General features: G+C 35.0%; 18 protein-coding genes and 1 pseudogene. 8 read left to right on the top strand and 11 right to left on the bottom strand.

Annotated elements, in window-relative coordinates; translation table 11 throughout:
• Nucleotides 1–26 precede the first annotated feature (26 nt).
• Both AC1M9H_RS02235 and istA read right to left on the bottom strand, forming a co-directional pair.
• The gene (locus AC1M9H_RS02235) at nt 27–785 is read right to left on the bottom strand and encodes an ATP-binding protein (protein WP_481612657.1); all 759 of its coding nucleotides are present in this window, start codon (nt 783–785) and stop codon (nt 27–29) included.
• A complete protein-coding gene (istA, locus tag AC1M9H_RS02230; protein WP_481612656.1) occupies nt 779–2,314 on the bottom strand; it encodes an IS21 family transposase in 1,536 nt (511 codons plus the stop codon). Before istA ends, AC1M9H_RS02235 begins: the two co-directional genes overlap by 7 nt.
• A 394-nt stretch (nt 2,315–2,708) precedes the next feature.
• On the opposite strand from istA, the gene AC1M9H_RS02225 reads away from it, so the two are divergent.
• The 5 genes from AC1M9H_RS02225 to AC1M9H_RS02205 all read left to right on the top strand — a co-directional run bounded on the left by AC1M9H_RS02225 (nt 2,709) and on the right by AC1M9H_RS02205 (nt 10,852).
• On the top strand, nt 2,709–3,617 hold the full coding sequence (locus AC1M9H_RS02225; protein ID WP_481612655.1) for an Arc family DNA-binding protein: 909 nt from the start codon (nt 2,709–2,711) through the stop codon (nt 3,615–3,617).
• Between the two features lie 62 nt (nt 3,618–3,679).
• The gene (locus AC1M9H_RS02220) at nt 3,680–5,245 is read left to right on the top strand and encodes a type I restriction-modification system subunit M (protein ID WP_481612654.1); all 1,566 of its coding nucleotides are present in this window, start codon (nt 3,680–3,682) and stop codon (nt 5,243–5,245) included.
• Complete coding sequence (locus AC1M9H_RS02215) at nt 5,242–5,760, top strand: hypothetical protein (protein ID WP_481612653.1); 519 nt, start codon at nt 5,242–5,244, stop codon at nt 5,758–5,760. The genes AC1M9H_RS02220 and AC1M9H_RS02215 overlap by 4 nt, the downstream gene beginning before the upstream one ends.
• A gap of 14 nt (nt 5,761–5,774) precedes the next feature.
• On the top strand, nt 5,775–8,912 hold the full coding sequence (locus tag AC1M9H_RS02210; RefSeq protein WP_481612652.1) for a type I restriction endonuclease subunit R: 3,138 nt from the start codon (nt 5,775–5,777) through the stop codon (nt 8,910–8,912).
• Nucleotides 8,913–8,923: 11 nt separating this feature from the next.
• Nucleotides 8,924–10,852, top strand: coding sequence for an AAA family ATPase (locus tag AC1M9H_RS02205; protein WP_481612651.1), 1,929 nt, complete (start codon nt 8,924–8,926; stop codon nt 10,850–10,852).
• 22 nt (nt 10,853–10,874) lie between these two features.
• On the opposite strand, the gene AC1M9H_RS02200 is transcribed toward AC1M9H_RS02205, so the two are convergent.
• On the bottom strand, nt 10,875–11,360 hold the full coding sequence (locus AC1M9H_RS02200; protein WP_481612650.1) for a hypothetical protein: 486 nt from the start codon (nt 11,358–11,360) through the stop codon (nt 10,875–10,877).
• An 80-nt stretch (nt 11,361–11,440) separates the two neighbouring features.
• Here AC1M9H_RS02200 and AC1M9H_RS02195 point away from each other — a divergent pair, with 80 nt between their 5' ends.
• Nucleotides 11,441–11,674, top strand: coding sequence for a helix-turn-helix domain-containing protein (locus AC1M9H_RS02195; RefSeq protein ID WP_166171832.1), 234 nt, complete (start codon nt 11,441–11,443; stop codon nt 11,672–11,674).
• Nucleotides 11,675–11,752: 78 nt separating this feature from the next.
• Here AC1M9H_RS02195 and AC1M9H_RS02190 read toward each other — a convergent pair.
• Nucleotides 11,753–12,406, bottom strand: a pseudogene (locus AC1M9H_RS02190) (MFS transporter); the annotation flags it as partial.
• 601 nt (nt 12,407–13,007) lie between these two features.
• Between AC1M9H_RS02190 and AC1M9H_RS02185 the strand changes: the two are divergent.
• Nucleotides 13,008–13,193: a hypothetical protein gene (locus tag AC1M9H_RS02185; protein WP_481612649.1), complete on the top strand. Its 186-nt coding sequence runs from the start codon at nt 13,008–13,010 to the stop codon at nt 13,191–13,193.
• Between the two features lie 65 nt (nt 13,194–13,258).
• On the top strand, nt 13,259–13,483 hold the full coding sequence (locus tag AC1M9H_RS02180) for a hypothetical protein (RefSeq protein WP_481612648.1): 225 nt from the start codon (nt 13,259–13,261) through the stop codon (nt 13,481–13,483).
• A gap of 451 nt (nt 13,484–13,934) precedes the next feature.
• On the opposite strand, the gene AC1M9H_RS02175 is transcribed toward AC1M9H_RS02180, so the two are convergent.
• The 7 genes from AC1M9H_RS02175 to AC1M9H_RS02145 are packed head-to-tail and all read right to left on the bottom strand — an operon-like array spanning nt 13,935 to nt 21,885.
• On the bottom strand, nt 13,935–14,699 hold the full coding sequence (locus AC1M9H_RS02175) for an N-acetylmuramoyl-L-alanine amidase (RefSeq protein WP_481612647.1): 765 nt from the start codon (nt 14,697–14,699) through the stop codon (nt 13,935–13,937).
• The gene (locus tag AC1M9H_RS02170) at nt 14,686–14,922 is read right to left on the bottom strand and encodes a holin (RefSeq protein WP_481595292.1); all 237 of its coding nucleotides are present in this window, start codon (nt 14,920–14,922) and stop codon (nt 14,686–14,688) included. The genes AC1M9H_RS02175 and AC1M9H_RS02170 overlap by 14 nt, the downstream gene beginning before the upstream one ends.
• A 59-nt stretch (nt 14,923–14,981) precedes the next feature.
• The gene (locus AC1M9H_RS02165) at nt 14,982–17,471 is read right to left on the bottom strand and encodes a phage tail protein (RefSeq protein ID WP_481612646.1); all 2,490 of its coding nucleotides are present in this window, start codon (nt 17,469–17,471) and stop codon (nt 14,982–14,984) included.
• On the bottom strand, nt 17,471–17,893 hold the full coding sequence (locus AC1M9H_RS02160; protein WP_035265423.1) for an NlpC/P60 family protein: 423 nt from the start codon (nt 17,891–17,893) through the stop codon (nt 17,471–17,473). The genes AC1M9H_RS02165 and AC1M9H_RS02160 overlap by 1 nt, the downstream gene beginning before the upstream one ends.
• Nucleotides 17,894–17,900: 7 nt before the next feature.
• Nucleotides 17,901–20,318: a hypothetical protein gene (locus tag AC1M9H_RS02155; protein WP_481612645.1), complete on the bottom strand. Its 2,418-nt coding sequence runs from the start codon at nt 20,316–20,318 to the stop codon at nt 17,901–17,903.
• Between the two features lie 59 nt (nt 20,319–20,377).
• Complete coding sequence (locus AC1M9H_RS02150; protein ID WP_481612644.1) at nt 20,378–21,235, bottom strand: DUF2163 domain-containing protein; 858 nt, start codon at nt 21,233–21,235, stop codon at nt 20,378–20,380.
• Complete coding sequence (locus AC1M9H_RS02145) at nt 21,232–21,885, bottom strand: DUF2460 domain-containing protein (protein ID WP_481612643.1); 654 nt, start codon at nt 21,883–21,885, stop codon at nt 21,232–21,234. Before AC1M9H_RS02145 ends, AC1M9H_RS02150 begins: the two co-directional genes overlap by 4 nt.
• Between the last annotated feature and the right edge of the window lie 9 nt (nt 21,886–21,894).

Genomic DNA, 21,894 nt, shown 5'->3' with positions numbered 1-21,894 from the left:
CCGTTTCACATGAAAACCAACCACTCTTAAAGAGTGGTTATTTCATTATTAGCAGAACTAATTTTCCTCATCGAGTCGCCACTTATTTCAAATGTATACGAGTTGTGAATAATGCGATCTAAGATAGCATCTGCTATCGTAGGGTCATTAAATTTTTCATGCCATAATTCATAAGAAAATTGACTAGTGATAAGTAAACTTCCATGCATTGAGAAACTATCAATGAAATCCAATAGGAAACTTTCAATTTTTGCAGGAGTATGATTAAGCCCAAAATCATCTAACACTATGAGATCAAATTTAATTAACTTTTTTATTAAAAGCTTTTCATTTGAATTATCTATAGCTTGTTCTAGTAAATCTATCAAATCTGCATATTTGAAAAACTTGGTTTTGTAACCTTCTAAGCATGCTTTGGTAGCAAATGCACAACCAAGCCATGTCTTACCGATACCAGTTGGACCTAAAATATTTAGATTCTTATGGTTACGAATCCATGTACATTCTGAAAATCTATTTAGTGTCTGTGAAGTGAAGCCTATACGATTGGTATCAAATCGTACATCCTCAATTCGTGCATGCGGATATTTTAGAGTTGCGCATCTTATAAGGCGATCAATAGTCTTTTGATTGCGTATTAATATCTCTGAATTAAATGCGTCAATTAAAGCTTCTTCAAAATTAATTCGATTTGCATAAATCTCATCAATATTAGACTTTAATGAAGTCACAACTCCATGTAGTTTTAACTTCGTAAGCAATTCAACCAGTCGGTGATTTAGCATTTTTCAGTCCCCTTATAATAATTTGAACCACGCAAATTTTTATGCTTTTTAGAAGTGTTATTTTCAGTATTTAGATAAGAATTACTTTCAATAATGGACTGTAAGCGGGCTAAGTTTTGTATTTTTAATTTAAAGGCATATTGTAATGCTGGTTCAAGTCTATCAATTAGCCTCTTATCAGTAGCCCAGTCTCTTAATTTAAATAAATAAGTAAGATTATTATGAAGATTTGGTCCTGCGCCTATAATAAAATTACAGTAATTCAATGTGTTAAATCCAATATGTTCAGCCCATCTTAAGATACTATCTTTCGTTAGATGATCACGAATGAGGTGATTTTTAGCTTTATGCTCAGTCAAAGTTGAAATTTTATCAGTACCTAAAAGTACCTTATGTTGGGCGATAAGCTCTTTTTCATCACGAATAAATAAATTACTATCTTCAACTCTTAACTCTACCGTCTTCCTCACATAAGAATGAGGTACAGAGTAAAAGTTGTTTAAATATTCAACATGGTAATTTGTTGGAACTACCATTAATTCATGATGGGCTACGATGGGAAATAAAATATCTGGGAGTGGTTTTAACACTTTTCTTTCATGCTTTTCAAAAGCATCTTTTCTACCTTCCTGAAAGGTTTTTGTGATTTTGCGATTATAATAGTCTGTCATATATTCAAGGCGTTCATTTAATGCCTCAAGACTTGAAAATTTTTCATTACGTAAACGCATCAATATTTGTTTTTGAGCTAGATTTACACCATTTTCCCCCTTAGCTTTATCTTTTGGTTTACGCTTTCGAGCAGGTAGAACCGAAATATTATAAAAATAGAGGTACTCTTCAAAATATGGATTAATCTTAACTATACGACCATTATTTTGTGTTATTAATGCTTTAGCATTATCACAAACAATATGTTCAGGGAGACCTCCAAATTTGGAAAACATCATATTACATGATTTTAGCCAATCTTCAGATTTTTGTGTCATTGTGGCATAATTGAAAAGTAAACCTGAAAAAGGTAGAACACCAACAAAAATATTAGCTTTTATTGTTTGACCATCAGGTAAATCAATATCAACTAAGTCGCCACTATAATCAATTTGTACTGCTTCGCCTGCATGGTATATCTGCTTCTGCGAAATATCTTGTTTTTTCTGCTCATTTTTGAGTATTTCGCAGAACCTAGTATAACCAACACCTTTGCCTTGTGTTTTTTTAAGGAATTCTTCCCAAAGAACCGTTTTTGTTAGTCCTTTGTGTTTCTCTAATTCGGTACAATAATATTTGGCATCAGGTTGTACTTTTTTAGTACATTGAAATAAACGATTGATCTTTAGCTTTGCTTCTAATGCCGAATTACTAAGTTGAGTAAACTCTTCATACCTTAATTCTGAAACAATCATGAGATCTTTAATCTTGGCAACAGTTTCACGTGAGACTGCTACAGTTTTAGCTATCTCTCGATTGCTAAGATGATTAAATAGGTAGCCAATAACCAACCTAATTTTTTCAATAGATGTGTGCATATGATGCTCCTAAATGCTAGAAGCAAAAATGAAATGATCGTGAGTTGACAAAACTCTCCTATGATCACAAAATGATTAAGTCTTGATCCGCAATGATAGACAAACACTCTGAAAGCTCATGTACCGCAAATACATGGGCTTTTTTCATTTCTGCAATGAATTAAGAATTCTTTTCCTTAATAGAACTCATAAACTGGTATAAAATGAAATTAATCTGAGCATTCATAGATCTTTGATTTAAAGCAGAATGTCTTTTTAACTGCTGTTTTAGATCGCTTGAAAGCCTAATTTTCATTTGACTATTTGGTGAATCTATTTTCATTTCCTTCTCGATATGAACCATAGTGACACCACAAATATAAACCAAAATGACATCATGTCAATAAGGTATTTTATGATCACGCCTAATGACTCACAATTAAAACTAAGACTACCTTCTGATTTGAAACAGAAGATTGAAGAAATCGCTGAATCTGAAAAGCGATCAATGAATGCAGAAATTATTGCACGCTTAGAAAATTCTTTTAATTTTCAATCAGGTTTAATTAATGAACCCAATTCAACAAAATTAGCTAACCCTTATTTATTGGTAGATCGTAAGTCTGAGATTTCCGAGCGTCTTATCCAATCTATTGAATGGATCAACTCATATAAAATGAATAGCCTGAAGTATTCGCATATTGCTGAGCATTGTGGATATGAGCATGGGCAAGTTTTTCTAGATTGGATCAAGGCTGAGATCGAACCAACTTTTAAAGAATTAAGACAAGTGGCTGACTACTTTGGGATAAATTCAGAATGGCTTGTTCACGGTGACGGTCAGTTACTTAATGTGGCTCACTTTGATACCGATACAACTGATCTAGATCGAATTTTTAATAGCACTAAGCAAGAAAAAATAGAAAACCTTCTATTGATTCGTGATGATTCAGAAGAAGGTAACCTTCTAATTATCAAGAAGCTAGAGGGTTGGAAAATTGAACTATTTACAACCTATCTACACCTATCTACGGTCAATGGTGTAGGCGGATCAAGAAATCTCCAAAGCTTTGCTGAACAATGTAAAGCTATTTATAAGAGTACTTATTTGACTAAGACTTTCGGCTACTTAGTATCGAGCCAAGACTTTGAGAAAATGCTGACTTTAGAGAAACATCCACTTTCTATTTTGAAGCCATATCAAGTTAGCCCTTGGTGGGAAGCGATATGGGATAAAAGCGATGCTCAAAAGCTTAAAGATCATCTCGAATCAAAATGGAAGGACTGGTTAGAAACTGTTGAATTAGCAACCAATAAACAGTAAATAATTTTAATTTTTATCAGCGATTTGCTTTAATTGAAACACGAATTTTAGGAATGTATTCAGTGGCTAAAAAACCTACTAAATCAAAAGTAAAAAGTTTTGAAGAATCTTTATGGGATAGTGCCAATAAGTTACGTGGTAGTGTTGAACCTGCTGAATATAAACATATTGTTTTATCATTAGTTTTTCTTAAATTTATTGGTGATCTTTATGATGTTCAACGGAACAAAATTATTGAAACCTATGGAATACAATTTGTAGATAGAAAAGAGTTTTATCAGAAGGACAATGTTTTCTTTTTAGTCGAGGAAGCAAGATGGTCGTATATTGTAAAAAATTCCAAACAAACTGATATTTCCATAAAAATAGACAAAGCATTAACAGAAATAGAAAAAAATAATAAGTCTTTGCAGGGAGCGCTACCTGAAAACTATTTCTCTAGAATGCAAATTCCAGCTAATAAAATGTCTTCATTAATTGATGTTGTGAACGATATAGAATCAGTTCATAACTATCATGAAGATCTTATTGGTCGTATTTACGAATATTTCTTATCTAACTTTGCTCTTGCTGAAGGCAAAGGAAAGGGAGAATTTTATACTCCTAAAAGTATAGTAGATCTAATTGCAGAACTAATACAGCCATTTCAAGGAAAAATTTATGACCCATGCTGCGGTTCAGGAGGTATGTTTGTTCAATCAATAAAGTTTGTAGAAAACCATAAAGGGAATAAAAAGAATATTTCTATTTATGGTCAAGAACAAACAACTACTACCTATAAATTAGCAAAAATGAACCTTGCAATTAGGGGGCTGAGTGCAAATTTAGGGCAAATTGCAACTGATACTCTTCATGATGACCAACATAAAGATGAAAAGTTCGATTTTATAATGGCTAATCCACCGTTTAATCAAAAAGATTGGCGCAATGAAAAAGAGCTAACTAATGATCCAAGATGGTCTGCCTATGCGATACCTCCTAAAAGTAATGCAAATTATGCATGGATTTTGCATATGGTTTCTAAACTATCTCAAAATGGAATAGCTGGATTTATCCTATCTAATGGTGCTTTATCAGCAACAGGTGTAGAGTTTGAAATCAGAAAAAAACTGATTGAAAATGATTTAGTTGAGGCTATTATTGTCCTTCCAATGGATATGTTTTATACCACAGATATTAGTGTTTCTTTATGGATCGTTTCTAGAAACAAAAAAGAACGTGTAATAACTGATGGCGATAGTACATGTACACTACGTGATAGAAGTAATGAAGTTTTATTCATAGATGCAAGAAACTGTGGTGAAATTTATCAAAAGAAATTCATTCAAATTGTAGAGAAAGATATAGCACTTATCTCCAATATATTTTCAAATTGGAAATACAAGGATTTATATACAAATTATCAAGATATTGATGAACTATGTTATTCAGCAAATATTGATGAAATTCAAAAAAATAACTTTAGCTTGGTTCCGAGTAATTATATTAAATTTAATGAGAGAGATATTTTTAGTGATATTGAGGATAATTTAGATTCTTATAAAAAGAATATATTATCTTCTTTAGAAAAAGATATCAAAATTAATCAAAATTTAATTAATGCTATTCTAGGTGGATCAAGTAAATGAAATACTCAAAGCTAAAAGATTTCGTTAAACAAACCAATAATCGGAATACAGATTTATCAGTTAGTGATTTAAAAGGCATTAACATGAATAAAAATTTCTTTCCTTCAGTAGCAAATATTAATGGTACTGATATGAGTAAATATAAGGTGGTTTTCCAAGGACAATTTGCATTTAATCCAATGCATGTTGGTCGAGATAGATTAGTACCTATAAGTTTACATCTAGAGGAAAATCCTATTATTGTTTCACCTGCTTATATAACATTTGAAATATTCAATGATGAAATTCTTCCACAATATTTGATGTATTGGTTTCAGTTCTCTGATTTTGATAGAAAAGCATGGTTCACTACTGATAATAGTGTTCGAGGTGGTCTGAGTTGGGACTCTTTTGTAAATATGGATATACCAGTTCCAAGCAAAGAGATGCAAGCAGTAATTTGTTTGCGTGATATATTACCCCATCAAGAAAAAGTTAATTTAAAAAAGACGTTTCTTAACTTAAATAATTTTTAGGGATAATTACATTAATGTTATTCACGGAAGAAAAATTAGAACAAGCAATATTAAGTATTTTTTTAGAAAATAATATAGGGGTGGTTAATGGTAAAAACATGCTAGAAAAAACCTCCCCTATATTTTTTGAAGATTTTAATATTTATTTAAATTCAAATTATGATTTAACTCCTACTGAGTTGGATAGATTGCATCATGAGGTTTTTTATAGTGGTAACTTAGGTGTTTATAATTTTAATAAAAACTTTATGAATAAAATATCTAATGGGTTTTTATTTGCTAGAGATGATAAAAAAAACCCACCTGTATTTATTGAATTCTTTCATCATAAAAAAAATCTATTTAAATTTGTAACGCAATTAAAAATTCATGGAGAATGCCTTAGAATTCCTGACGGTATTCTCTATATCAATGGCATTCCATTAGTTGTTTTCGAATTCAAAAGTGCTATTCGTGAAGATGCTACTATTTACGATGCTTATCAGCAGTTAACTGTACGTTATAAGCGTGATATCCCTGAGCTTATGAAATACAACGCCCTATGCGTGATTAGTGATGGGGTAAATACAAAGATGGGATCTTTGTTTGCACCTTATGAGTTTTTCTATGCATGGCGTAAAGTGACAGGGAATGAAACCCTTGAAAAAAATGGTATTGACTCCTTACATACCATGATCGAAGGCTTATTCGATCCTAAACGATTAGTTGATGTTATTCGAAATTTTATTTATTTCCCTGATACGACTAAGCGAGATGATAAGATCGTTTGTCGCTACCCTCAGTATTATGCAGCCAATAAGTTATTTGAAAATATTAAGAAACATCGTAAGCCATTAGGTGATGGTAAAGGTGGTACTTATTTTGGTGCAACTGGATGTGGTAAAAGCTTCACAATGCTCTTTCTATCGCGCTTGATTATGAAAAGTGTTGAGTTTGAAAGCCCAACGATTGTGGTCATTACAGACCGTACAGACTTGGATGATCAGCTTTCTGCTCAGTTTACCAATGCAAAGGGCTTCATTGGTGATGAAACAATTATCAGTGTGGAAAGCAGACAGCACCTTAGAGAGCTACTTCAAGGTCGAAAAAGTGGTGGTGTGTTCTTAACAACTATTCACAAATTCACAGAAGACATTGAATTATTAACTGAACGTACAAATGTCATCTGTATCTCAGATGAAGCGCATCGCAGCCAAATTAATTTAGATCAAAAAATCCGTGTAACTGAAGACGGTGTGAAGAAAACATACGGGTTTGCTAAGTACCTGCATGACTCCTTGCCTAATGCAACGTATGTTGGTTTTACAGGTACTCCAGTAGATGCCACTTTAGATGTGTTTGGTGATGTCGTTGACTCTTATACGATGAATGAATCAGTACAAGATGAGATTACAGTACGACTGGTCTATGAAGGTCGTGCAGCGAAAGTATTGCTAGACAATAAAAAACTTCAAGAAATTGAAGACTACTATAAAAAGTGTCAAGAAAATGATGGTGCTTCAACCTATGCCGTTGAAGAAAGTAAGAAAGCTATGGCAAATATGCGGTTAATTTTGGGTAATCCAGACCGAATTAAAGCTATTGCTGAAGACTTTGTAAATCATTATGAAACCCGTGTGAGCGAAGGCTCTACAAGCATGGGGAAAGCAATGTTTGTGTGTGCATCAAGACAAATTGCTTTTAATCTGTATCAAGAAATCATTGCGCTTCGACCTGAATGGGCTGAAGTCAAAGAAACCGATGAAGGGATCACCTTAACAGAGCAAGAAAGAAAAGAGATCAAGCCAAATGCGAAAATCAAGCTAATTGCTACAAGACATAAAGATGATGAAAAAGAACTTTATGATCTGTGCGGTACTAAAGATGATCGTAAAGAACATGACCGACAATTTAAGAATCCAAAGTCCAACTTCAAAATTGCGATTGTTGTCGATATGTGGCTGACAGGCTTTGATGTTCCCTTCCTAGATACGATTTATATTGATAAACCGATTCAACAACATAACTTAATTCAAACGATTTCTCGTGTGAATCGAAAATTTGAGGGTAAAGAGAAAGGTTTAGTCGTCGATTACATCGGTATCAAAAACCAAATGAAACTGGCTTTAGCTCATTACAATAAATCTGATGCAAAAAACTTTGAAGATGTTGAGCAATCCATCATTGTCGTTAAAGACCATCTAGAATTATTGAAAGACTTATTTAATAAGTTCGATACATCACCTTATTTTTCAGGAGAGCCTTTAAAACAGCTTCAGTGCTTAAATAAAGCATCTGAGTATGTTCAGCTTACCAAAGAGCTAGAACATCGTTTTATGAAGCTTGTGAAGCGTTTAAAAGCAGCTTATGACGTTTGCAATGGCTCAGAAAAGATTAGTCAGGATGAGCGAGATCTTATTCACTTCTATTTAGCTGTACGTTCTATCGTGTTTAAGTTAACGAGGGGTGATGCTCCTGATACTGCTCAAATAAATCTGCAAGTACAAAAGATGATTGCAGAAGCTTTAGAAGCAGATGGCGTTGACGAAATTCTTAAGATTGGTGAAGAGGAATCTAGTGAGGTTGATATCTTTGGAGATGACTACTTAGCTAAGCTAGAAAAAATTAAGCTCCCAAATACTAAGATTAAACTGTTGCAAAAATTATTAGCTAAAGCTATTGGTAAGTTCAAACAAGTGAACCGAACAAAATCTATTGATTTCTCTAAACGTTTTAAGGCTTTAGTTGATAACTATAACGAACGTAAAGAAGACAGTATATTAGTCAGTGGTGTTCTTGAAGACTTTTCAAATGAAATTATGAATCTACTTCAAGATTTAAAACAAGAAATGGGCTCATTTGCCGATCTTGGTATTGGCATTGAAGAGAAAGCATTCTATGACATTCTTCAATCTTTGGCGGTGAAATATGACTTCACTTACCCTGAAGACCAGCTATTAGATTTAGCTAAAGCGGTTAAAGCCGTAGTAGATGATAAGGCTAGCTACCCTGACTGGAGTGATCGAGAAGATATTCGTGCTGAACTAAAAGTCGATCTGATTGTATTGCTTGCTGAATATGGCTATCCACCGATTGATCATGATGAAGTGTATAAAGAAATCTTCGAGCAAGCGGAAAATTTTAAGAAGTATTCAGTAATTTTAGAAAGCTAAATGAGTAGAAAATGTATATAAATAATATTTTTATAGAAAACATGGGAGCAATTGAAAAACTCCAACTTACATCAAGTCAATTAATCAAGGCTGATAAAAATCCTAAAACTCTGATTCTTGTCGGTAAAAATGGTACAGGGAAGACAACCTTACTATCAAGTATAGTTGATTCACTATATGAGTTGTCCAATAAGGCATTTAGTGATGTATTGCCAAAAGATGGTATGGGGCACAAATATTTTCGTATTTCAGGTGCAACAAATATAAGAGTTGGCTCAAACTATGCTTTTTCTTATATTGATTTTATAAGTAATAAACAGAGTAAGTATGAATATATCGAAAAAAATGGGCAAATTTCAATTGAAGAACTTAAGCAAAAAACTAATCACTTATTAAATATTAATGAATTAAATAAACAAGGTAATTTTAAACAAACGACAAATACAGAGAAGAATAAAGAGTTTCAAGATGACTTTTCTTCAAATTCTTATTGTTATTTTCCTTCTGATAGGTATGAATTACCTTATTGGTTAAATAAGGATAGTATTAGCGAAAGTGAGCAGTTTCTGGATGTTCAAAGATTTAATGGAGTACTAGATCGAGAGATTTTAGTTCGTAGATCAATTAATGATGTTAAGCAATGGATTTTAGAAGTATTTTTAGATTCTAGAGCAGATTTAATTTTTGTAGATGACAAAGTAATAACATCAACAGATTTGGCAACATTAAAGTTGCTCAAACAATCTATTGAAAATATTGAAAATATTCTTTCTAAAATTGTTCAAAAAGATATCGCTATAAATTTAAATTTTAGAGGACATTCACACTCGCGTATTAAGTTGGTAGAAAAAAATACAGGAAAACTATTTATTCCTACACTCGATAATTTATCTGCGGGTCAAAGTACTCTATTGGGTATTTTTGCAACAATAATTAAATATTCAGATAGAGAGCAAATATCAAAAAGCATAAATTTAAATGATATAGAAGGAATTATTATAATTGATGAAGTTGACCTTCATTTACATATTGAGCTTCAATATAAAGTATTACCACAGTTAATTCAGCTATTTCCAAAAGTTCAATTCATTATCACGACTCACTCACCATTCTTACTTGCTGGAATTTCACATAATTTTCAAAAAGATGACTACCTTATGGTTAATATGCCTGATGGTATGCTTATTGAAAGGGCCGATGATTTTGAGGAGTTTACAAAGGCTTATAGCCTATTCCAAGATATTACGAATGCACATAAAGAAGAACTAAACATTCTCAGAGATGAAATTTCACGTTCCAATAAGCCTCTGATCATTACAGAGGGAAAAACAGATTGGAAACATTTGGTAGCTGCTTATAAACAGTTAAGTGATGAGTACACTAAGCTTGATATAGAATTTCTTGAATTTGATGATGAGCTTAAAATGGGCTCATCTGCATTGAAAACTATGTTAGAAAACTTAAAAAAAGTTCCTCAATCTAGAAAAATAATCGGCATATTTGATAGAGATGAGCCTCCAATTTTGAAGGAGTATGGTGGAAATCTTTATACTGATCTAGGAAACAATGTATATGCATTATGTATTCCTAAGATAAGTGAAGAATTAGATCAGATATCGATTGAATATTACTATCTTGCTTCTGATTTAAAAAGAGAAGATCAACATGGAAGACGATTATTTGATGGTCTAGAATTTCATAAAAGCGGTAACAGTAGGTGTGGGAAATTTCAGACTCAAGAGAAAAGCAAAACAGATAAACAAGTGATTATTGATAGTGGGGTTTTTAAGTCTGATGATCTTGACTGGAAAAGTTCAATTGCTTTAAGTAAAAATAATTTTGCAGAATATATTTTAAACAAAGATGCAAGATTTTCTGACATCCAGTTTTCAAATTTTAAAAAAATATTTGAAGTTATTAAAACTATAACCGTTAGCTAAATAAGAGTCTTATGATAGAAGCCTAACAGGCTTCTATCATATTCTTTATTGCAGTCAGCTCACATTTTAGTAAACCAATTTCTTTTTCTTTTATTTTAACTAAATTTCGAATTATTTCAGAAAGTGTCGGAAATCGTTGAAGATAACTTTGATAAATAGAAATTTCATTATTAATCTTCTTAATTTCACTGATGACTCTATCACTTTCAACTGCAAGATCAGTTTTAATATCGCAATTGAATGCATTCATGGTAATTAAATCCAATATATCTATACGTTCATAATTTGAAGAGTACTTATAAGTACATGTTCGGCTATCGATTGATATTAGATTTATTGAAGCTAGCTCTCTAATTGTCTGATAAATCTTCGCATAATATTTTTTAGCACTAAATTCAGGATACTGACTGATGAAAAGCGTTCTTAAGTCTTTAAACTCATAGCCTGAGAATGTTCTATTTGATAAAAAATCAAACAAACAGTTTTTAAGCTGATGATTTGTAGACATATAGATATACCGAATAGACAATTGAACATGAAATTATCCTATTTTGGGATAATTTCATTAATAGTACAACATCTTGGGCTATGAGCTCAATACATGACCCTCGATACAAAAACTTGATCAAAGAATTAATTAAAATACGTGAGTTGAAAAATATTACTCAGGTAGAACTTGCTACATCCTTAAAAAAGCCACAATCATACATAGCTAAAGTTGAAAACCTAGACAGAAGAATTGATATATTAGAATTGCATGATTGGTTATCAGCTTTAGATAAATCTATTGATGATTTTTTAGTATGCTGTTTTGAGCAGTAATATTTTTTAGTGGCAAGTTTTGAAGTGAAATTAGTGGACTACCGATAAATGTAAAGGGTGGACTAAGATCAATGATATATACAACATAATGAACTCAATTAAGAAAATTGCTTTCACAACTGGTTGTTTTAAAACTGGAATAATGGATTCAAGTGTTTTTTGGGCTTTTGGTGCGCCCTTCGGTTCTTTTACTGTAAATGACCATAAAAACGCTAGAAATGAAATACTCAGTAATAAAATCGGGAGATACTGAATATCGATGATTTCAAGAATTAGACCAATAAAGAAAACACCAACAATAAACCCAATCGATCCCCATTTTCTCACTTTGCCATAAAGTTCATTTCGTTTTTCGCCTAACCAAAATAATGTAACGCCTTCAAATTGAGCAAGTATCGCATTTTGAAAAAAGCTGAAGATCAACATTAACAAGGCAATTGATTGAAAATTATTAGGTATAATAAAAATGAGGAACCATATACTCGCTTCCATCCATGTTGCGATTCGCACTAATAGCATTCTTTTACCCGTTTTATCCGCCACCCAACCCCAAATAAACGGCGCAAAAAAACGTGTCATGATTGCAATTGCACTAAGCCCCCCAATCTCTAAAAAGCTAAATCCCTGATCTTGCAGATATAGACTCCAATACGGCATGAAGGTACCAACAATCGCATAGTAGAAAAAATAGAATCCACCTAATTTTGTTTTAATTGGCAACGCTTGTATCATATTGCAATTACCAGTATTTTCAATAAGTTAATATCATTTAATAGTTGCATACATTTGTTACCACTTAGGTGTAATTGCACTTCATCAGTCTACAAATCAGTCTACAAATTTATTTTTTTGTAGACTCTTCATTTTTTGTAGACTGAAGATATTTACGTCTTAGAAAATAATTCTGTGATCATTTTCATCAGAATTAATTGTTAGTAAGTTACTAAAGAAATTTTATACTTTACCTATAAGGTTTCCTACCCAATTTTGCTATTTCTCTTTTTTGAGAATTCAGCGGATAGCATAACTTGCAAATTATTAAAAAATTTCAATCTATAGATTGAATCGTACTAGACTGGGGTAATAGAGTTTGATGAGGAGATTACTGCTAAATTACTAATGTAAAAATTTATGACAATGCATGAGTAAGAGTTTTTATAAATTACAAATATATTAATTTAAATATTATATTAATAATCGATTAATATCAGGCACTCATAATAAATATTTCTAAAACTATAAATCTTGATACATATTCAGGGTATCTATTAATAAATATAAGGCACATGCTGAGTTTGTCGATAATACTATTGACAATTCAAGGACAATCATTATGTCAAATTTCACAAAGTCAAGTGACTCTAAAACCCAGCAACAGAACCAGCAAAAATCAAATCCTGCAGGCGATAATACGCAAAAAACTCAGCAAGAAAAAAATAAGGAACAGCAATTAAATGCTGAGAATAGACAAACTAAAGATGCTCCGAAAGAGCATAATGAGGTCGAAGTTAAAAAATAACTTATAACTCAGAATTCTTAAATCATTTAAAAGGTTTAACTCCTTTTAGGTGATTAGGATAAATAATGAATATTGTTAAAGTTAAAGTCCATAAAATGTATGAAAACTTTCACAGAAATCCAGCTATTCAATATGTTGGTTTTTTTGATGATAATAGTGTATTAATCAGCTTATACGATAACAATAATATTAAACTCATTAATAAAATCGGGACGTTGCAATGGGTAAGCATTGCTACTAATCAAGCTTACTTTGTTGAAATACCAGATTATATTAGTGCCGAGAATTAAACTCATGATGATTAAATACCCTCAAGTAATCCTCGTTTTTCACAAAGAGTCAAACCACAGTGATCGTAGATGTGCTTGGGCAAACTATAATTATCAAGGGAAACTAAATAACATTACAGATTTTTATGGTCAGAATTTATCTCTTTACGATGGCAATAAAGTTGTCATCGATGGTGATATTTGGGTTCTGGAAAGTCATCTACACAAGGTATATAGAGATAGAGGTCGCAAATGAAAAAAATTCTAAGTGCATTCGATTTAAAACGTAATTTATATTTCAGAAAATTAATGCTCGATGGTGATTACAAACAAAATGTATATGATTTAAAGCATAGGAATAATTATGATTTATATGTATATAAATTAATAGATAGTGAATCAGGCAGAAAACTGTACTTTAAAAATTTTATTATATTTAAATAAATTAGCCCTCATTTAGAGGGCTATATCCTTACTGATTAGCGATAATTACTTTTGAGATTTCCCTTGCAATCAACCATGCTCGATCTTGAATAAGTTTGGCTTCGGCATCATTAGAGATAAAGCCAACTTCAAGAATTAAACCTCCATTTTGAACAAAGGCTAATTTACCTCGAGCTGATTTAGATTGCTCAATCCAACCATTATCTCCACGAAGTCGTGAACCAGTGATTTTCTGGACGGCTTTAGAGATCTCTTGAGCCAACTTTCTATCTTTAGGTAATGAGATGGTTTCAATACCCACAGCAGATTTGTTTGCTGCTGCATTCATGTGAATCTCTAGAGCAATTTTAGAGCCTTTGATCAATTTGAGTGCTGAAGACAATGGATCATTCTGAGTGCCGATACCATCAGTTTTAACCTGTAAGCCCGCCTGCTTTAGGTAATAAGCTAAAGCATTTCGAATGGTTACAACAAAATCGGCTTCTTTAAGATTGCCATTTACCGCACCAGGATCAGAATTTGAATGCCCTGCTGTTACAGTTACAAACTGATTTACGCCATGCAGTTCAGGTTGAGCTTTTAAGCGCGCAAGCACCATTGCTACACCCACAAAACACCCGACAAATTCTTTCCATTGTTCTGGAATGTAGGTTTTTAGCTCTGGTGGAATAACATTCCACACCTGCACAAACTGATCACAGAATAAAATCAAGGCATAAAAAAAGGCGCCAAATGCGCCCACTTGTACTGACTTGAGTTTCCAAGCCTGTTTCCAATTATCAATTAATTTCATTTTTACCTCTGTGCTTTTCTTCAGCACGTTTGTTTTCAAGTCGTTTGTAATGCCAATTCACTAGAAATGTGAGAAATGCCAATAGCAGACTCAGCCAAGGAATCCAGTTGATAGTTGCCACCCATGAAAAAAGGGTGCCTATTCCTAGACACCCATATGTAAATTTTGTAGCTGTGGACGCGGCAACCGCCGCATCTACGGCTAATTGCGCCTTTTCAGACATCTCGCCCCCTAAATTTTGGTAATAAAAAAGCACCCGAAGGTGCTTTATGGTTGAAAACTTTAACTATCAGCAGTTGCCTGTGTGATTCGTGTTGAATAGTTCCACGAGGTCGGCTTCCATACGTCCCGTGCAGCAACACGAACATAATATGTTGTCGTTGATTGCAAGCCAGTAATCGTGCAAGCATTTTCGGTACCCGTCCAACGTGCTGCCGTTGTATCAGGATCAAAGTTCGCATTGGTACTGATCCACACCTGGTAATCTTTCAGATCCGGTACTTCACTTGGAATCCAAGTCACTGTGATCGAATCTGCAGTTGCCGATGTGTACACGTTCAACAATTGTGGTGGCACTGGATTACTGATATTCAGCTCTGCAAAAGTGCTGACAATCGAACCGTTTTTACTTGCGACACGTACTGTATAAGCACGTTGAATACCATCGATTTTTGCTTCATCCATGCTGTATGAATAGTCGGTATTCGTTGTATCAACAGTTCGAAGCAATACACCATTCGACCAAATCTGAACAATATAACCTGTTGCCCCAGCTGCACTTTGCCATTGAACTTTAAAGCTTGTGCCTTCAAATGCAGATTGCAGCGATAAACCTTTGACACCTGCAGGACGACCACCATTGATGGTGTAACTGTATGCCGTCACTTCATCCAAAGTTTCTTCTTTTTGCTCAAGACCATTGAAGCTTGTGAACTTCAAATAAATCTGTTTTCCCACCATATTTGAGTTGAAGTCATACTCAAATATGGCCCGATCAATACGAACAAATGACTCACCTGCATTATGTGAGCTTGCATCATCAAAACGCCCACGAAGCATACCACTTAATGTATAACGCCCTGATCCATCCAAGGTTGCATCAATATAGTTGATATATTCATCACCGACTTTACACAGTGTTGCATCAACTTCAGCATCTTCAAGCGTACCACCAAAGATTTGGCTAGAAGTATTCAACTGGACCTGCATCGATGTGTCATCTGCATCAATGGCTGAAACTAATGTACCGTAACGCGCTGAACCATAAATGGTCCCGATCATTTCATAAGTCGTGTTATCTATACTCGCCCAGACGTTACAACCACCCCAATTAATACCACCTGATGCAGCTACCCAGATCTGATTTTTACCACCGGTTAATTCTAAAGGAGGCTCAAAAATTGCCGGTGCATTGACGTTGCCTGGTTCCTCATTGCCACCTTGATACCCATTCGATGATTGCAGGTCATACTCAACTGCTGAGCGAGATCCGACGGCTAACTCTTCAGCTGTAATCGAAAGCACTCCTTCTTCATCTTCTTCAACTCGTGTGATTCGTACTGGAAACTGATTCAAACCTAAGGATTCATCCGTAATCGTCACAATATCCATCGGCTCAAGTCGGCAGTACTTCCAGCCCAATTCAAACTCATATTCATTTCGAACATAGAGTTTTCGCTGTAATAGCAATTGCACCGCATGACGAGCAATTTTTGGCTCACAGAAAAAGTCAAACTTAACTGGATCTTGTGTACGGAGCCCAAACATTTCAATATTTGCTTGGTCCTTTGCTTCAACGGTTTCCGTGTTGTACTGGTTGAAGCGATTCACGTACTCAATTTGGCAATGATTATATGCATCAGTATCACGGCTTCGACGCACACGTACTGGCTGATCTTCACCTAAAAAATCGTCATCTGTTAAGTGATATACCGGTTCAAGATTTGGCGTAAATGTTACGCCATTACCCGTCACTGCACTGTCACCATAAGAACGGATTTTTAAACCGTCTGGACTTGGTACCACAGCACAATTCACCGCTTCCACAATTTCATTGATGATTTCAAATGCTTCACGCTGTTCAGTCAAAGCAGGACTGATCAACAAATTGGTGGCTGCACAATACGTCCGAAATTCAGATAAATCTGCCATATTCAAACTTGGTGCTGCACCGTACCGTGGATTGGTGATGAAGTCTTCTATCACGTCAGCGGGATTCGCATCATGAATCGTTTCTGAAAATGTAATGTCGCTGATCACTTCAAAATTGTGATTCGATAATGCTGCACTACCGCCCAGATCATAATTGGCACATGCCACATATCCAAGGAATGGATAATGCACCGCTTCATCGGGATGCTTGGATGCTAAATATCCCCAAACAAGATTGTGATCACCATCAAAGAGTTCAAAACCAATCTGATCTATTGGCTTGAGTTGCACACCGCCTTCAGTCTTTGTGACAATCTGCTCTTTATCACGCCAGATGATGCCAATGTCTTTGATTTTGTTTTCACACAGACCCAACATCAAAGATGCTGAATATGTATATGTTGTGTTTTTGGTCTTGGTTTTTCCACCTTTACCACCAGATTTAGTCGTCGTAGTATGAGCAGTGGATTTAAAATCCCCGTACCAAAACATATTGGCTGCAACACGATTTTTGCCATAGACCAACGGCTGAGTCAGACCGTATGCAGATTGCTGAATGCGCATCGAATTGATGCGCTTATCAGACGTACTGATCGTCGTACTTCCAAGTATTCCGCCCATTATTCTTTTAGCCTCTTCATACGAAAAAAGCCCGCAATTCTGCGAGCTAGACTTCCTTTTGTGCCATCTTGGAGTATTACTCCTTGATGTATATAGGAGTGAATAATCGTTGGCCATTCGACGACAATTGCACCATGACTGATGCACTTGCCAAAATGGTATAAAACAATGTCACCTGGCTGTGGCTCATCGACTTCATAGCACACCGATAAAACGTGCTCTAAATATCGTTGGCCGAGCTGGTGCATGTGCCAGTCTGGTGGATATGGACGTGGATCTAGGTGATCCATCAAGCCCACTTTTTCATAGACTTCACAAATCAAAGTTCCACAATCCACTCCAACACCTTTAACACGACCCTGATGATGATATGGTGTGCCGAGCCAAGTCATGGCTTCATTAACTGCTTCTAAATTCTTCATAGTAAGACTACTTAAATTTAAGTACTAAATAACCGTAGTTTTTAGTTGCATCAATCTTCACTAAAATTGAATTACTTGCAAATTTTGAAAGCAATGTAACATTGCTAGATTTCTCAACTATGTCAAATTCACGACCAACAAGGTCCGAAGACAGCTCAATTTCGTCTGTTTTCGCTGCATGCCAATCAAGATACAGATAATCCCCCAGCTCTGAGCGAACAACATATTTGCAAGTGCGTGCAGTACTACGTTTAAAGTATTTTCGATATGCAATAGCAGCGAAAGCATCACCTTCATTAATCTTGTTAATTGAGTTTGAATCAATTAAACGCGGATAAAGTTTTAAAGAGCTGTTGCGGATCTCTAAATATTTGTTTGAAGCATTTGCCACACGAACATCAGCCGCAGCATCGAGTACTGGTAAATAGCCTGTCGCATATCCAACCTGATCATTTAGCATGATGATGCGGTCAATCGGTTTAACCCCTGCTTCTTGACGTGCTGCAGTCAAATAGAGCGCAGTGGATGGATTTTTACTATATAGATTTTCAAGTTGCGAAAAATTATATGTATAGCCACCTTCCGCGAATTCTACAGCTTTCGGGATGTAGTTATAAACTGTACCGTTACCCTGAGCTAACTGAATTGACTGAGTTATCATTTGGTCAACTAAATCAACTGTTTTACGACCTACACCGCCAAAGTAAATTGTACAGCCACATTCGTGGTCAAATGTGTATCCAAAGTTCACTGTGTAACATGGTACAGCGTTATAGTTAACGTGGTTTTGACCTTTGTTTACGATCAGCCATTCGACAATGTCCGACTTTTTCATGATGCTGTATGACTCTAAAAACTTAACTGTGTTTTTAAAGCTATGTGTCGCATCTTTAGTTAAATCAATTTTCACATTATCAACAAAGCAAGTGAGCTTTCGATCACGGATTGCCGGGTACCATTGCGTACCGTTTGTTGCTGTTGGTGTAAAGCTTGCCGTATTGCTTGCACCGCTTACATGAGTTAATTCAGCAAGAATAAATGCAGAATTATCAGCACGTGATGTAATGCTTAGAACATCATTTGAGATGATGCCGACAATCACATACTGCTTACCACCACTTGTCCAAACTGAACCAATATCAGCTAAAGTTTTGCCATGACTTGCCAGTGTTAAGTTTGATTTTTGATAGCCGTGATTAGCTCCGATTGTCGCACCATCCATACGCATTGGCGCAACATCATCTGATAAAGTACGTTGAATCACACTATTTACTGTATCTCTAGCAAAGTTAAATACAGATGGATCTCCATCTGCGTTCACTTTTGTTAGCCATGCATCAATTTTAATAGGCACACCATCAACTGTTCCTATGATGCTTATATCATTTCCATTTATTTTTAAGCTATTTTCAGACAAGTATTGCACTGTACTAATATATGAAGCATCGATCTGGATTTTGCTGCCACCAGACTCATAATTCGTTGCGGTTTGTCCTTTTTCTACCTGCACATTTTTTGCTGTGATCGTAGAGCTATCTAAATTTACTACCAGATAATTTGCACCTACAGGTGCCTGTACAGTTAAAGGGTTTGAACTTGAAGTATTAAATTCAATAGCGGTCATACCAACCGTACCTTTCTCAGCATAAAATGCTAAGTTTTGACGCTTTGCTGCAAAAGATACTGTGTAAAATTCACCCGGAGTGACAGGAATAAAATCAGAACACGACCATCCTGCTGCATTTTGAATAGCACCATTATTGCCGACAATAATATTTAACTGCTTCTTGCTTTCATCACATAAGTTTTTTGAAGTAACAATAATTTCATAATCTTTAGCTGTAAGAGGCTCAACAAGTTCAGCTAATTCATTTTTACTAACTATGGTTTCTGGATTCAAACTTTCGGGCAATGCTTCCGGCTTAACCAATAACTTATATTCTTCATAAGAGGTAGCAGTACTACCTTTTTCAACCTGAACATTGCTTGAAACAACAGTTGTAGAATCCACATTAATAACTAAATATTTAGCATTAGATGGTGCAGTTACGATCACTGTTCCAGCTAACGCATTGTAGCTTGATGCTATATACGTTTTATTTGAGTCATAGAATGCCAAACCTACACGTCTTGCTACTGCTGAAATTGTATATTGTTTACCAGCTTCTATTTCAATGTATTGAGAAATTGACCAACCTTCTGTAGCAGCAATAGTTCCACTAGCATTAATATATTTACCCATAATTATTGAAGATTTATCAAAAAGGTTTTTTCCTGAGGTAGCTAAGTCAGTCTTTAACTTTTCTGTTCTTGCCTGCGCATCCTCTTTAGACTCCACATTCTCTGCTAACTGCCCAAGTCGTTGCTTCATCTGCGTATTGGTAGCATTTGGATCTGTTAATTCAGCTGCTGTCGGTAAAGGCATTTTCTCACCCTATTAAAAAACCCAGCTCAATGGCCGGGTATGGATTAATACAAATTTAGTTAAACGGCTGTTTCTGGTACCGGTATAAATGGCGCACCACGGAAACGGCTGGAGTTATTAAAACGGTTTTGACAAGTTTCCAGTCGCTTATCACATCCAGGATAGACTTTGATACGCTGCCCTATTTGCGGTGCTTCCAACAATGGCAAAGTCAATAACAAAGCACCTGATTCATGCATGCGAATGGTCCGTTTTAGACCTGAATTTCCACCGTCTAAAAATTCAATCACACCCTGAGTAAACCAACCCTGCGGCTGATTCACCTGACATAAAATTCGTGCTGCAGTACTGCCTGATTCAATTGTTGTTTGCACCACAAAGTTTTGACGCAATAGACCGCATGCCGTATCAAATAGCGTGTTGGTACAGCTTGGCTGATACAGATTTCGTGGCATTTGCACATTCAATTCATCCAGATCTGACGCAACACTGGCTTGAATCGAATTACGATCTAAGTCAGGCTCAATGATTCGACCTTCGAACAACTTAATGGTGCCGGCACTGGTGTCCGTTGGTGTATTGATATCCATAAATATGCGTTCCAACTTAAATCGAGCACCATCCAGCTGGCCATTATGAAACGCTTGAACAACATTGATGCCGTTCCATTCATTGTCATCAATACACTTAATACTGATCGATAAATTATCAACCTCAATACCCAATGAGAGGCTGATCCCTTCACGACTGATGATGGGACCACTCGAACTATATGTTTGACCTGCAACAGTCAAATCAAAGTCATAATTCGTATATCGGAATTCATCACCTTGAACAGTTGTGATGGTGTAGAGATCTGCCATTACAAACTGATCAGCATCAAGTAATTCAATTAATTTTGCAGAAGCTGCTCTCATACTTTATTTCCTAGAGATCCAACGAGATCAACTCTTTTTGCATTCCAAAGTTTATGCATGAAATTCGTAAACTGTTGTTCATCATCAGCAAATCGACAGCGGTAGTAATATGTTCCATCGACTTCAAACTTAAAGCCTTCATCTATTGGTTTGGATAACGTGATCTTTCCATCTTTTGAAATAATTGCAGTTGTATCATCCCAAAACAGATCGTCGTCGTTATCACTCCAAAATTGCTGATTGTCATTTTCATTCCAAAATGTTGGATCCACATCAATAATTGTCTCAGCCTTAGTGTGAGCCAAAGGTATTACGGATTTATGCATTTGCTTATAAAGTTGATAGCTTGTTGTCGTGCCATCACCTTGAAAAGTGCAATTAAACTCATAATCATCAGGCATTTTGAAAAGAAACGAATCGAAAGCACCACGGCGCTCTAAAAAGAAACTTTCAAGTTGCTGTAATTCATTCCTACCATTCTTTTCACGTAAAAATGCAAATGACATTGAGATTTCATACTTAGGAATGGCTTGGTAACTTGCGCGAAGTTCCCGACCATTCACCGATGTCATAATTTTGGTATTAAAAATGGGAGTTTTTGACAACTCCCATTCAAGACCTGGTAATTCAGGAAATAATACATCAGACACAAAAAACTC

Source organism: Acinetobacter sp. ANC_7512 (assembly GCF_056779935.1).
This window is presented reverse-complemented; position numbering and strand designations above follow the sequence as displayed.